The 13,492-nt window shown below is 57.4% G+C and carries 12 protein-coding genes and 3 tRNA genes; 14 read left to right on the top strand and 1 reads right to left on the bottom strand.

The annotated features are described in order from the left end of the window. The first annotated feature begins 3 nt into the window (after positions 1-3). The 14 genes from glmM to QMX93_RS03670 all read left to right on the top strand — a co-directional run bounded on the left by glmM (position 4) and on the right by QMX93_RS03670 (position 12,515). A complete protein-coding gene (gene glmM / locus QMX93_RS03735; RefSeq protein ID WP_282352780.1) occupies positions 4-1,341 on the top strand; it encodes a phosphoglucosamine mutase in 1,338 nt (445 codons plus the stop codon). A 65-nt stretch (positions 1,342-1,406) separates the two neighbouring features. After that, positions 1,407-2,162: a triose-phosphate isomerase gene (gene tpiA, locus QMX93_RS03730; protein WP_053117032.1), complete on the top strand. Its 756-nt coding sequence runs from the start codon at positions 1,407-1,409 to the stop codon at positions 2,160-2,162. A 4-nt stretch (positions 2,163-2,166) separates the two neighbouring features. After that, positions 2,167-2,553, top strand: coding sequence for a preprotein translocase subunit SecG (secG, locus tag QMX93_RS03725; protein ID WP_016986497.1), 387 nt, complete (start codon positions 2,167-2,169; stop codon positions 2,551-2,553). Between the two features lie 22 nt (positions 2,554-2,575). After that, positions 2,576-2,661: transfer RNA gene (locus QMX93_RS03720), tRNA-Leu, on the top strand. Between the two features lie 97 nt (positions 2,662-2,758). Further along, positions 2,759-2,835, top strand: a tRNA-Met gene (locus tag QMX93_RS03715). A 139-nt stretch (positions 2,836-2,974) separates the two neighbouring features. Then, positions 2,975-3,433, top strand: coding sequence for a ribosome maturation factor RimP (gene rimP, locus QMX93_RS03710; protein WP_008088338.1), 459 nt, complete (start codon positions 2,975-2,977; stop codon positions 3,431-3,433). A gap of 47 nt (positions 3,434-3,480) precedes the next feature. Further along, positions 3,481-4,962 (top strand): transcription termination factor NusA, encoded by a 1,482-nt coding sequence (gene nusA / locus QMX93_RS03705; protein WP_282352776.1) that lies wholly within the window; start codon positions 3,481-3,483, stop codon positions 4,960-4,962. A gap of 27 nt (positions 4,963-4,989) precedes the next feature. After that, positions 4,990-7,521: a translation initiation factor IF-2 gene (infB, locus tag QMX93_RS03700; RefSeq protein WP_159812897.1), complete on the top strand. Its 2,532-nt coding sequence runs from the start codon at positions 4,990-4,992 to the stop codon at positions 7,519-7,521. Positions 7,522-7,681: 160 nt separating this feature from the next. After that, positions 7,682-8,083 carry a 30S ribosome-binding factor RbfA gene (gene rbfA, locus QMX93_RS03695; RefSeq protein ID WP_007915259.1) on the top strand — a complete coding sequence of 134 codons (402 nt, stop codon included), beginning with the start codon at positions 7,682-7,684 and terminating at the stop codon, positions 8,081-8,083. A gap of 4 nt (positions 8,084-8,087) precedes the next feature. Beyond that, on the top strand, positions 8,088-9,005 hold the full coding sequence (truB, locus tag QMX93_RS03690; protein WP_053117035.1) for a tRNA pseudouridine(55) synthase TruB: 918 nt from the start codon (positions 8,088-8,090) through the stop codon (positions 9,003-9,005). A gap of 142 nt (positions 9,006-9,147) precedes the next feature. Beyond that, complete coding sequence (gene rpsO, locus QMX93_RS03685; protein WP_003177875.1) at positions 9,148-9,417, top strand: 30S ribosomal protein S15; 270 nt, start codon at positions 9,148-9,150, stop codon at positions 9,415-9,417. Positions 9,418-9,610: 193 nt separating this feature from the next. Beyond that, a complete protein-coding gene (pnp, locus tag QMX93_RS03680; RefSeq protein WP_282352773.1) occupies positions 9,611-11,716 on the top strand; it encodes a polyribonucleotide nucleotidyltransferase in 2,106 nt (701 codons plus the stop codon). A gap of 194 nt (positions 11,717-11,910) precedes the next feature. Beyond that, positions 11,911-11,986, top strand: a tRNA-Thr gene (locus QMX93_RS03675). Between the two features lie 229 nt (positions 11,987-12,215). After that, a complete protein-coding gene (locus tag QMX93_RS03670) occupies positions 12,216-12,515 on the top strand; it encodes a DUF6388 family protein (protein WP_159812909.1) in 300 nt (99 codons plus the stop codon). A gap of 49 nt (positions 12,516-12,564) precedes the next feature. Here the strand turns inward: QMX93_RS03670 and nadC are convergent, their stop codons facing one another. After that, positions 12,565-13,413: a carboxylating nicotinate-nucleotide diphosphorylase gene (nadC, locus tag QMX93_RS03665; protein ID WP_159812898.1), complete on the bottom strand. Its 849-nt coding sequence runs from the start codon at positions 13,411-13,413 to the stop codon at positions 12,565-12,567. Positions 13,414-13,492 lie beyond the last annotated feature (79 nt).

The following is a 13,492-nucleotide window of genomic DNA, read 5'->3' as shown; positions in this document are numbered from 1 at the left end:
CATATGAGCAAAAAATACTTTGGTACCGACGGCATTCGTGGTCGTGTCGGTGTTTATCCGATCACTCCTGAGTTCATGCTCAAGCTCGGTTGGGCTGCCGGCATGGCGTTCCGCAAGATGGGTGCCTGCAAGGTGCTGGTCGGCAAGGACACGCGGATTTCCGGTTATATGTTCGAATCGGCGCTTGAGGCTGGTCTGACTTCGGCGGGTGCCGATGTGATGCTGCTGGGCCCGATGCCGACGCCCGCGATCGCTTACCTGTCGCGTACGTTCCAGGCTGAAGCCGGCATTGTGATCAGTGCCTCGCACAATCCGCACGACGATAACGGTATCAAGTTTTTCTCCGGCAAAGGCACCAAGCTGCCAGATGAGCTGGAGCTGATGATTGAAGAGTTGCTCGACACACCGATGACGGTGGTTGAGTCGAGCAAGATCGGCAAGGTGTCGCGTATCAACGACGCATCCGGTCGTTACATCGAATTCTGCAAAAGCAGTGTGCCGACCGGTAGCAGCTTCTCCGGGCTGAAAATTGTTATCGACTGCGCCCACGGTGCGACCTACAAGGTAGCGCCTAGCGTGTTCCGTGAGCTGGGTGCGGAAGTGGTGGTGCTGTCGGCGCAACCTAATGGCCTGAACATCAACGACAACTGCGGCTCGACCCATATGGGCCAGTTGCAGGCGGCGGTGCTGGCTGAGCATGCTGATCTGGGTATTGCCTTCGATGGCGATGGTGATCGCGTGTTGATGGTCGATCACACCGGTGCCATCGTTGATGGTGACGAGCTGTTGTTCATCATCGCCCGTGACCTGCATGAGCGCGGCAAGCTGCAGGGCGGCGTAGTCGGTACACTGATGAGCAACCTGGGTCTTGAGTTGGCGCTGGCGGAGCTTTCAATTCCGTTTATCCGTGCCAATGTCGGTGACCGCTATGTGATTGCTGAATTGCTCGAACGCAACTGGCTGGTTGGTGGTGAAAATTCGGGGCACATCGTTTGCTTCAATCACACCACGACCGGTGATGCGATCATCGCGGCGTTGCAAGTGCTGATGGCGCTCAAGACCCGTAACGAAGGTCTGGCGCAAAGCCGTCAGGCGCTGCGCAAGTGCCCTCAAGTGCTGATCAACGTGCGTTTTGGCGGCGGCGACAATCCGCTGGAACATCCTGCTGTCAAGGAAGCCAGTGCGCGTGTAACCCAGGCAATGGCGGGTCGTGGTCGTGTGCTTTTGCGCAAGTCCGGGACAGAGCCTCTGGTGCGCGTCATGGTCGAAGGTGAGGACGAAACGCAGGTTCGCAGCTATGCCGAAGAACTGGCAAAACTGGTAACTGAAGTTTCTGCCTGATTCGGCTTGCAAGGCATGATTGTGTTGGGTAACATCTGCGCCCACTTTGACCGACGAGGTACAGCATGCGTCGCCCTATGGTAGCTGGTAACTGGAAGATGCACGGTACCCGCGCCAGCGTCGCTGAGCTGATCAACGGCCTTCGTCATCTGGCCTTGCCGAGCGGTGTTGATGTCGCGGTATTCCCGCCTTGCTTGTATATCAACCAAGTGGTTGATGGCTTGAAAGGTAAATCGATTTCGGTCGGTGCGCAGAATTCTGCGGTGGAATCCATGCAAGGTGCATTGACCGGTGAAATTGCACCGAGTCAGTTGGTGGATGCAGGTTGTTCCCTTGTGCTTGTCGGGCACTCCGAACGCCGCCAGATCATGGGTGAGCGAGACGGGATGCTGAATCGCAAGTTCGCAGCGGCACAGGCATGTGGCTTGATTCCGGTGTTGTGTGTAGGGGAAACCCTCGAGCAGCGCGAAGCCGGGAAAACTCTTGAGGTTGTCGGGCGTCAGCTGGGCAGCATCATCGAGGAGCTGGGTGTTGGTGCTTTTGCAAAAGCAGTCATTGCTTACGAGCCTGTCTGGGCCATTGGCACCGGACTGACTGCAACGCCGCAACAGGCGCAGGATGTGCATAAAGCCATTCGCGAGCAGTTGGCGGCAGAGAATTCTGAAGTCGCACGAGGTGTGCGGCTTCTATACGGCGGCAGCGTGAAGGCGGCCAATGCGGTCGAACTGTTCGGCATGCCGGATATCGATGGGGGGCTCATTGGTGGAGCTTCCCTGAATGCAGATGAGTTCGGTGCGATCTGTCGCGCCGCGGGAAACTGAAAAAATGCTGGAAACAGTCGTAGTCGTTTTTCATCTGCTGGGTGCATTGGGCGTAGTTGCTCTGGTTTTGCTGCAGCAGGGTAAGGGTGCGGACGCTGGCGCGTCTTTCGGAGCAGGTGCTTCAAATACTGTGTTCGGAAGCCAAGGTTCCTCTACCTTTCTTAGTAAGTTTACTGCTATACTTGCCGCCGGTTTCTTCATAACCAGCTTGGGGTTAGGTTACTTTGCTAAAGAGAAGGCTCATCAGCTGACTCAGGCAGGTCTCCCAAACCCGGCAGTGTTGGAAGTACCTAAGCAACAACAACCGGCTTCTGATGATGTCCCGGTGCTTCAAGAGCAAAAGTCGGCTACTCCAGCGACTGACGTACCTCCAGCTCAAGAGCAGAAGTAAGAAGGGTTTCAAACGTAGTTTTGCCGAGGTGGTGGAATTGGTAGACACGCAACCTTGAGGTGGTTGTGCCCATAGGGTGTAGGGGTTCGAGTCCCCTTCTCGGTACCAATTAGTCAGGAGAGCCCGCTGTTGCGGGCTTTCTTGCAGGTGGAAGGTTACATTGACCCTATAAGGGATCGGTCGTATACTTCCGCCCCAGCTTTGTCGCGGGGTGGAGCAGTCTGGTAGCTCGTCGGGCTCATAACCCGAAGGTCGTCGGTTCAAATCCGGCCCCCGCAACCAGTTTAAGGAGCCCCTTTTCAGGGGCTTTTTGTTAGCTGGACACTTTCAACGCCGCTGTTCGACGGCGTTTCAAGGATGGGCGTTTCGCCCATTTTTTTATTTTGCAAAGCATGCACATATCATGCACTAGGGGGTTCAGGTGTCGAGCAAGCTAGAAGAGTTGCAGGCCTTGCTGGCCCCGGTGGTCGTGGCCCTGGGCTATGAATGCTGGGGTATCGAGTTTTCGGCTCAGGGTCGTCACTCGATGTTGCGCGTTTATATCGATAAAGAGGGTGGCGTGCTGGTGGACGATTGCGCCATTGTCAGCCGTCAGATCAGTGGTGTGCTGGATGTTGAAGATCCAATCACCGTTGAATACACCCTTGAAGTTTCCTCGCCTGGCATGGAGCGCCCACTGTTCACTATTGAGCAGTTCGCCCAGTTTGTCGGTGAACAAGTGAAGATCAAGCTGCGCTCGCCTTTTGAAGGTCGACGCAACTTTCAGGGCCTTCTGCGCGGTGTAGAAGAACAGGATGTCGTGGTGCAGGTAGACGACCATGAATTCCTGTTGCCGATCGATATGATCGACAAGGCCAACATTATTCCCAGTTTTGACTGAGACGCGGATCCCGCGGATCCAATGGCTTGCGAAAGGCGAGGCGTACGATGAGCAAAGAAGTACTGCTGGTTGTTGAGTCGGTATCCAATGAAAAGGGCGTACCGGCAAGCGTAATTTTTGAAGCGCTGGAGCTGGCTTTGGCCACTGCTACCAAAAAGCGTTTTGAAGACGAAGTTGACCTGCGTGTGGAAATTAACCGCCACACCGGGGCATACGAAACTTTCCGTCGCTGGACGGTCGTCGAAGAGAATGATCTCGACGATCCGGCCATCGAAACCTGGCCGAGCAAGGTTGCTGAAACGCATCCGGGTGCCAACGTTGGCGACGTCGTCGAAGAAAAGATCGAATCCATCGAGTTCGGCCGCATTGCTGCACAGACTGCCAAGCAAGTCATCGTGCAGAAAGTGCGTGAAGCCGAGCGCGCTCAAGTGGTCGACGCTTATCGCGAGCGCCTGGGAGAAATCATCTCCGGCACCGTGAAGAAAGTCACCCGCGACAACGTGATCGTCGATCTGGGTAACAACGCTGAAGCGTTGCTGGCCCGTGATGACATCATTTCTCGCGAAACCTTCCGTGTCGGCGTGCGTCTGCGTGCGCTGCTCAAGGAAATCCGCACCGAGAACCGCGGCCCGCAGCTGATCCTGTCGCGTACCGCGCCGGAAATGCTGATCGAGTTGTTCCGCATCGAAGTGCCGGAAATTGCTGAAGGCCTGATCGAAGTGATGGCAGCGTCCCGTGATCCGGGTTCGCGCGCCAAGATCGCCGTCCGCTCCAAGGACAAACGCATTGACCCACAAGGTGCTTGCATCGGTATGCGCGGTTCGCGCGTCCAGGCAGTGTCGGGTGAGTTGGGCGGTGAGCGTGTTGATATCGTTCTTTGGGACGACAACCCGGCTCAGTTCGTGATCAACGCCATGTCCCCGGCTGAGGTTGCGGCAATTATCGTTGACGAAGATGCCCACGCAATGGACATCGCCGTTGGCGCAGACAATCTGGCTCAGGCCATCGGTCGCGGTGGTCAGAACGTGCGTCTGGCTAGCCAGTTGACTGGCTGGACCCTGAACGTGATGACCGAATCGGACATCCAGGCTAAGCAGCAAGCAGAAACCGGCGACATCCTGCGCAACTTTATCGACGAGCTGGAAGTCGACGAAGACCTGGCACAGGTGCTGGTAGATGAAGGCTTCACCAGCCTGGAAGAGATTGCCTACGTACCGGTGGAAGAAATGCTCAACATCGACGGCTTTGACGAAGATACCGTCAACGAGCTTCGCGCTCGTGCCAAGGATCGTTTGTTGACCAAAGCCATCGCTACTGAGGAAAAGCTGGCAGACGCCCATCCGGCCGAAGACCTGCTCTCGCTTGAGGGTATGGACAAGGATTTGGCGATGGAACTGGCGGTGCGCGGCGTAATTACCCGCGAAGACCTGGCCGAGCAGTCTATTGACGACCTGCTCGACATCGACGGCATTGACGATGATCGTGCCGGCAAGTTGATCATGGCCGCCCGAGCCCACTGGTTCGAGTAATTAGGCGCGGCCTGAGGAGAGAAGTGCATGACGCAAGTCACGGTGAAACAACTGGCCGATGAGGTCAAAACACCGGTAGAGCGCCTGTTGCAGCAGATGCGTGAGGCAGGTCTGCCGCACACCGCCGCCGAAGAAAATGTGACTGACAGTGAGAAGCAGTCCCTGCTGACTCACTTGAAAAGCAGCCACAAGGCGAAAGTGGAAGAACCACGCAAGATCACGCTGCAGCGTAAAACCACCAGCACCCTGCGTGTTGCTGGCAGCAAAAGCATCAGCGTTGAAGTCCGCAAAAAGAAAGTTTTCGTACAGCGCAGCCCGGAAGAAATCGAAGCCGAGCGCAAGCGTGAACTGGATGAGCGTCGCGCAGTAGAAAATGCTGCCCGTCAGAAGGCTGAAGAAGAAGCCAAGCAACGCGCCGAAGTAGAAGCGCGTAACCAGCCTGCTGCTGCGCAGAACGCTAATAGCGCCCCTGCTGCTGCGCCGGTTGCCGCTGCCGAACCTGTACGCGAAAGCGCACCGGTCGCTGCCGCTGCTCCAGCGCCGTCTGCCGAAGTTCGCAACAAGCAGAACGAACAGCGCCGTCCGGACAAGCCACGTGCTGACGATAACAATCGTCGCAGCGGTGGCGGTGATGGCGAGCGCAAAAACGCTCCGCATCGCGCCTCGGTTAAAGAAAAAGCGCCGGCTCCACGTGTGGCGCCACGCACTACCGACGAAGAAAGCGATGGCTTCCGTCGTGGTGGTCGCGGCAAGGCCAAGCTGAAGAAGCGCAACGCTCACGGTTTCCAGAGCCCAACCGGCCCTGTCGTGCGTGATGTGCAGATCGGCGAGACCATCACTGTTGGCGATCTCGCCAATCAGATGTCGGTCAAGGCTGCTGAAATCATCAAGTTCATGTTCAAACTGGGTACTCCAGCGACCATCAACCAGGTGCTTGATCAGGAAACTGCTCAACTGGTAGCCGAAGAACTGGGCCACAAAGTGACCCTGGTCAGCGACACCGCCCTGGAAGATTCCCTGGCCGAGTCCCTGAAGTTTGAAGGTGAGTCGTTCTCCCGTGCACCAGTCGTGACCGTAATGGGCCACGTTGACCACGGTAAAACGTCCCTGCTCGACTACATCCGTCGTGCCAAGGTAGCTGCTGGCGAAGCCGGTGGTATCACCCAGCACATCGGTGCATACCACGTTGAAACCGAACGCGGCATGGTCACCTTCCTCGACACCCCGGGTCACGCTGCGTTTACCGCGATGCGTGCTCGTGGTGCCAAGGCGACTGACATCGTGATCCTGGTGGTTGCAGCGGACGACGGCGTGATGCCGCAGACCATTGAAGCTGTTCAGCACGCGGTAGCGGCTGGCGTTCCACTGGTTGTAGCGGTGAACAAAATCGACAAGCCGGGCGCCGATCTCGATCGCATCCGTAGCGAACTGTCGGTTCACGGCGTGACCTCCGAGGAGTGGGGCGGTGATACGCCGTTCGTTCCGGTTTCGGCGAAAGTCGGTACTGGCGTGGACGAGCTTCTGGAAGCCGTTCTGCTGCAAGCTGAAGTACTCGAACTGAAAGCAACTCCATCGGCTCCTGGCCGTGGCGTTGTGGTTGAATCGCGTCTCGACAAAGGTCGTGGCCCGGTTGCAACCGTTCTGGTTCAAGACGGTACCCTGCGTCAAGGCGACATGGTGCTGGTCGGTTCGAACTATGGCCGCGTGCGCGCCATGCTCGACGAGAACGGCAAGCCAATCAAAGAAGCCGGTCCTTCCATCCCTGTCGAGATCCTCGGCCTGGACGGTACCCCGGACGCTGGCGACGAGATGAGTGTTGTTGCTGACGAGAAGAAAGCCCGTGAAGTGGCTCTGTTCCGTCAAGGCAAGTTCCGCGAGGTCAAACTGGCTCGCGCTCACGCCGGCAAGCTGGAAAACATCTTCGAAAACATGGGTCAGGCAGAGAAGAAGACGCTCAACATCGTCCTCAAATCCGACGTCCGTGGTTCGCTGGAAGCGTTGAACGGTGCCTTGAATGGCCTGGGCAACGACGAAGTACAAGTGCGCGTAGTAGGCGGCGGCGTGGGTGGTATCACCGAATCCGACGCTAACCTGGCACTGGCTTCGAACGCTGTACTGTTCGGCTTCAACGTGCGTGCCGATGCTGGCGCACGGAAGATCGTCGAGCAGGAAGGTCTGGATATGCGTTACTACAACGTGATCTACGACATCATCGAAGACGTCAAGAAAGCCCTGACCGGTATGCTCGGCAGCGATGTTCGCGAGAACATCCTGGGTATCGCCGAAGTGCGTGACGTGTTCCGTTCGCCGAAGTTTGGCGCGATCGCTGGTTGCATGGTGATCGAAGGTGTTGTGCACCGTAACCGTCCAATCCGCGTACTGCGTGAAGACATCGTTATCTTCGAAGGCGAGCTGGAATCTCTGCGCCGCTTCAAGGATGACGCTTCCGAAGTACGTGCCGGCATGGAATGCGGTATCGGCGTTAAGAGCTACAACGACGTTAAAGTCGGCGACAAGATCGAAGTCTTCGAGAAGGTTCAGGTTGCTCGCAGCCTCTAACTCGCGCACTTCAGGAGCCGTGATGGCCGGCCGCACTCAAGGGTGTGGCGCATCACAAGGACTCTAAACGCAACGCCCGGTCTGGCATTTGTCAGGCCGGGCGTTTGCCGCTTTCAGACCTTGCGGGTTTCACCGCAGGGCAGTAACAGGTAACAAAATCATGGCAAAAGAATACAGCCGTACCCAACGTATCGGCGATCAGATGCAGCGCGAGCTGGCCCAGCTGATCCGTCGTGAAGTCAAAGATCCACGTGTGGGTCTGGTCACCATTACCGCTGTTGAAGTCAGCCGTGACGTCGGTCACGCGAAGATTTTCATCACCGTAATGGGGCAGGACAACGCTGAAGACATCGCGCAAAGCATCAAGGTGCTGAATGCCGCCGCAGGTTTCCTGCGCATGCAACTGGCCCGTGAAATGAAGCTGCGCAGCGTGCCGCAACTGCACTTCCACTACGACGAATCCGTCGTGCGTGGCGCGCATTTGTCAGCGCTGATCGAGCGTGCCGTTGCTGAAGACAATCAGCACCCGGTCGCTGCTGAACCTGAAGACACCAAGGAGTAATTCGGTGGCTCAGGTCAAACGTATCCGTCGTAACGTCAGCGGCATTATCCTGCTCGACAAGCCGTTGGGGTTCACCTCCAACGCCGCGTTGCAGAAGGTTCGCTGGTTGCTCAACGCCGAGAAGGCCGGTCACACCGGCAGCCTCGATCCGCTGGCCACCGGCGTCTTGCCGTTGTGCTTTGGCGAGGCGACCAAGTTCTCGCAGTACCTGCTCGATTCCGACAAGGCCTATGAAACCCTGGCGCAGCTGGGCAAGACCACCACCACGGCCGATGCCGAGGGTGAGGTTTTGCAGGAGCGTCCGGTGACCGTTGGTCGCACCGATGTCGAAGCGGCATTGCCGAAATTTCGTGGGCAAATCAGTCAGATACCGCCGATGTACTCGGCACTCAAGCGTGATGGCCAGCCGCTGTACAAGCTGGCGCGTGCAGGCGAAGTAGTGGAGCGTGAACCGCGTTCTGTTACTATTGCGCGCTTGGAATTACTGGCCTTCGAAGGCGATACTGCGCGTCTTGCGGTGGATTGCAGCAAGGGCACCTATATCCGCACCCTGGTGGAGGATATCGGTGAGCAACTCGGTTGTGGTGCGTACGTTGCTGAATTGCGCCGTACCCAGGCCGGGCCTTTCACCCTGGCGCAGACCGTGACCCTCGAAGAGCTGGAAGCGGTACATGCCGAAGGCGGCAACGAAGCGGTTGATCGCTTCCTGATGCCATCGGACAGCGGCTTGCAGGATTGGCCGCTGCTGCACTTCTCGGAAGCGAGCGCGTTCTACTGGCTCAACGGCCAGCCGGTACGTGCCCCGGATGCTCCGAAGTTCGGCATGGTGCGGGTACAGGATCACAATGGTCGCTTCATCGGTATCGGTGAAGTGAGCGAAGACGGGCGCATTGCGCCACGTCGACTGATTCGGTCGGAATGACCGAAACCGGTCTGTGTCAAAGCAGGCTGGCGAGGGTGGCTGTTAACAGGCACGGTCACTACTCATTTATAGATACAGGGATTTGTCCCTGGCCTGTTGAAGCTGTTTCTTTGAAACAGTTTCCTGATAAAAGGATTGCCTCATGGCTCTCGACGTTCAAGAAAAAGCTCAAATCGTTGCTGACTACCAGCAAGCTGTTGGTGACACTGGTTCGCCAGAAGTGCAAGTTGCACTGCTGACCCACAACATCAACAAGCTGCAAGGTCACTTCAAGGCCAACGGTAAAGATCACCACTCCCGTCGTGGTCTGATCCGCATGGTAAACCAGCGTCGCAAGCTGCTGGACTACCTGAAAGGCAAGGATCTGGGTCGTTATCAGACTCTGATCGGTCGCCTGGGTCTGCGTCGCTAATCAGCGATTGCGCTATGAGGTTGGTTGTCTGTCGGACGTCTGCGGTTTACCGCCGGCGGCTTGCAGGCTCCCAGCCTCAAGTTTTATCTGGATACACGTTTTACCCTGGACAGGCGTTGGGCCGATTCCCGACATTGCCCAAGAATTCGCAAGAAACCAGTTCCCCCAAGAGCCACAAAGAAGGTAGGACACCGTGAACCCGGTAATCAAAAAATTCCAGTTCGGTCAATCGACCGTTACCCTCGAGACTGGCCGTATCGCCCGTCAGGCCTCCGGCGCAGTATTGGTCACCGTTGACGACGACGTCAGCGTATTGGTGACTGTAGTCGGTGCAAAACAAGCCGATCCAGGCAAGGGCTTCTTCCCTCTGTCGGTTCACTACCAGGAAAAGACTTACGCTGCCGGTAAGATCCCTGGCGGTTTCTTCAAGCGTGAAGGCCGTCCTTCCGAAAAAGAAACCCTGACTTCCCGACTGATCGACCGTCCGATCCGTCCGCTGTTCCCAGAAGGCTTCATGAACGAAGTGCAGGTTGTCTGCACCGTCGTTTCCACCAGCAAGAAGACCGATCCGGACATCGCTGCGATGATCGGTACCTCGGCTGCCCTGGCCATCTCGGGCATCCCGTTCGACGGCCCGATCGGCGCCGCTCGTGTAGCTTTCCACGAAAGCACCGGCTACCTGCTGAACCCGACTTACGAGCAGCAAGCTGCTTCGAGCCTGGACATGGTCGTTGCCGGTACTTCCGACGCCGTACTGATGGTTGAATCGGAAGCCAAAGAGCTGACCGAAGACCAGATGCTGGGCGCGGTACTGTTTGCTCACGACGAATTCCAGGTGGTGATCAACGCGGTTAAAGAGCTGGCCGCTGAAGCTGCCAAGCCGACCTGGAACTGGGCTCCTGCGCCAGAAGCCACCGAACTGCTGGGCGCTATCCGTGCCGAGTTCGGCGAAGCGATCTCCCAGGCTTACACCATCACCATCAAGGCCGACCGCTACGCTCGCCTGGGTGAGCTGAAGGATCAGGTGGTTGCCAAGCTGTCCGGTGTAGAAGGCCAGCCTTCGTCCAGCGAAGTCAAAGCCGCTTTCGGCGAAATCGAATACCGCACCGTTCGCGAAAACATCGTAAACGGCAAGCCACGTATCGACGGTCGCGACACCAAAACCGTACGTCCGCTGAACATCGAAGTCGGCGTTCTGCCGAAGACTCACGGTTCGGCGCTGTTCACCCGTGGTGAAACCCAGGCTCTGGTAGTCGCGACTCTGGGTACTGCCCGTGACGCACAGCTGCTGGACACCCTGGAAGGCGAGAAAAAAGACCCGTTCATGCTGCACTACAACTTCCCTCCGTTCTCGGTGGGCGAGTGTGGTCGCATGGGTGGTGCTGGTCGTCGTGAAATCGGTCACGGCCGTCTGGCCCGTCGCTCGGTTTCGGCCATGCTGCCAGCCGCTGACGTGTTCCCGTACACCATCCGCGTGGTTTCGGAAATCACCGAATCCAACGGTTCGAGCTCGATGGCTTCCGTTTGCGGCGCTTCCCTGGCCTTGATGGACGCTGGTGTGCCGATGAAGGCGCCGGTTGCCGGTATCGCCATGGGTCTGGTTAAAGAAGGCGAGAAATTCGCCGTCCTGACCGACATCCTCGGCGACGAAGACCACCTGGGCGACATGGACTTCAAAGTAGCGGGTACCGCCAAAGGTGTTACCGCGCTGCAGATGGACATCAAGATCAAAGGCATCACCGAAGAAATCATGGAAATCGCTCTGGGCCAAGCCCTGGAAGCGCGCCTGAACATCCTCGGTCAGATGAACCAGATCATTGGCCAGTCGCGTACCGAACTGTCGGCCAACGCTCCGACCATGATCGCGATGAAAATCGACACCGACAAAATCCGTGACGTTATCGGTAAAGGTGGCGCGACCATCCGTGCGATCTGCGAAGAAACCAAGGCTTCGATCGACATCGAAGACGACGGTTCGATCAAGATCTTCGGCGAAACCAAGGAAGCTGCTGAAGCTGCACGTCAGCGCGTTCTGGGCATCACCGCTGAAGCCGAGATCGGCAAGATCTACGTGGGCAAGGTTGAGCGCATCGTCGACTTCGGCGCATTCGTCAACATCCTGCCGGGCAAGGATGGTCTGGTACACATCTCGATGCTGAGCGACGCTCGCGTAGAGAAAGTGACCGACATCCTGAAAGAAGGCCAGGAAGTGGAAGTGCTGGTACTGGACGTGGACAACCGCGGCCGTATCAAGCTGTCCATCAAAGACGTGGCAGCAGCCAAGGCTTCGGGCGTTTAATCAGCCCAAAGCGTTAGCGCAATAAAAATGCCCCGCCGTGAAAACGGCGGGGCATTTTTTTGTCTGGCATAAAGATCAAAAGATCGCAGCCTGCGGCAGCTCCTACACAAGTGGTGTGATAACCCGATCATGTAGGAGCTGCCGCAGGCTGCGATCTTTGCTTTTGTGAAAACCGGTGCTAGGTTTAGCCCACCGCCCGTGTAGCTCAGCCGGTAGAGCAGCGCACTCGTAACGCGAAGGTCGCAGGTTCGATTCCTGTCTCGGGCACCATTTCCCTCATGCCCCCTCGATTTATGTCCCTCAGGTCAAAGTTTTTGTGAGAGAGATGTAAAGACCCGTGTAATTCGTCATGCAAACGTCCTATATTCGGTGCCTGCATGAGCATCGCTTAGCAGTTTTCAGATGATCCCGAATGGTTCCGAAGGCCGGAAAAAACCGCGTCAGAGAGATCCTTGATGATCCAGATCCATCCTCCATTCTTACGATCAGCGAGAACGCCATGACCGAATTAACTCAAGAGCAACGTCACGAACAAGCGCTGGAGAAATACAAACTCGACGCGCCCCAGCTGTTGGAAGAGATCAAGGACTTGAGTCCTGATGATCAGAAAGACCAGATTCAGTGGGCATTCGAAGACGAAGCCGAGGCCCAGGGCCTGCAGCCGTGGGAGCTGACGCTCAAGTACACGAGCACGCCGGAGGAGTTCGAGGCGCAGCGCCTCGTGCTGCACAAAGAGGCGGCTGAAGTGCTGGGTGTCGATTGGGAAGAGTACTGCGAGATGAATAATCTGGTGGTCTGAAACAAAAACGCCAGCCTCAACCGGGCTGGCGTTTTTTGTTGCGTGGGTCTTAGAGACTCAAGCGCATCGACAGGTCGACCGCTTTGACATCCTTGGTCATCGCGCCGATCGAGATGTAATCCACTCCGGTTTCGGCGATTGGCAGCAGCGTGCTTTCGTTGATGCCACCGCTGGCTTCCAGTTTCGCCTTGCCGCCGTTCAGGCGCACGGCTTCGCGCATGTCGTCCAGGCTCAGCTCATCGAGCATGATGATGTCGGCGCCGGCTTCCAGCGCTTCTTTCAGCTCCTCCAGACTTTCCACTTCGATTTCCACCGGTTTGCCCGGCGCGATCTTGTGCGCGGCGGCGATGGCCTGCGCAATGCCGCCGCTGGCAGCGATGTGGTTTTCCTTGATCAGGAACGCGTCGTAGAGGCCGATGCGATGGTTGTGGCAGCCGCCGCAGGTCACTGCGTATTTCTGCGCCAGACGCAGACCCGGCAGGGTTTTGCGGGTGTCGAGCAGTTTGACCTGAGTCTCGCCGACAAAATCCGCCAGGTACTGCGCCCGCGTCGCCACGCCGGACAGCAGTTGCAGGAAGTTCAGCGCACTGCGCTCGCCGGTCAGCAGCGAACGGGCCGGGCCTTCCAGGTGAAACAGGGGCTGGTTGGGCTTTACCCGCTGGCCATCGACCACTTGCCAATGCACCGCGACGCGCGGGTCGAGCTGACGAAACACGGTATCAACCCACGCTGTGCCGCAGATGACCGCTTCGTCACGGGTGATGATGGTGGCTTTGGCCAGACGTTCGGCCGGGATCAGTTGCGCGGTGATGTCGCCGCTGCCGACGTCTTCGAGCAACGCACGGCGCACGTTGGCTTCGATTTCGGCGGTCAAATCGGCGAGACGTAGATTCGGCATAACGGGCTCCACAAACAAAGTGATTCGATTATAGGGGCATGGCGCGAGCCAACCCAAGGCGTGAACGTGCGTGGTTGAC

The organism is Pseudomonas sp. PS01303, from assembly GCF_029959385.1.
Lineage (GTDB): Bacteria > Pseudomonadota > Gammaproteobacteria > Pseudomonadales > Pseudomonadaceae > Aquipseudomonas > Aquipseudomonas rustica.
The sequence above is the reverse complement of the archived record's forward strand: the minus strand, read 5'-3'. Positions and strand labels throughout refer to the sequence as shown.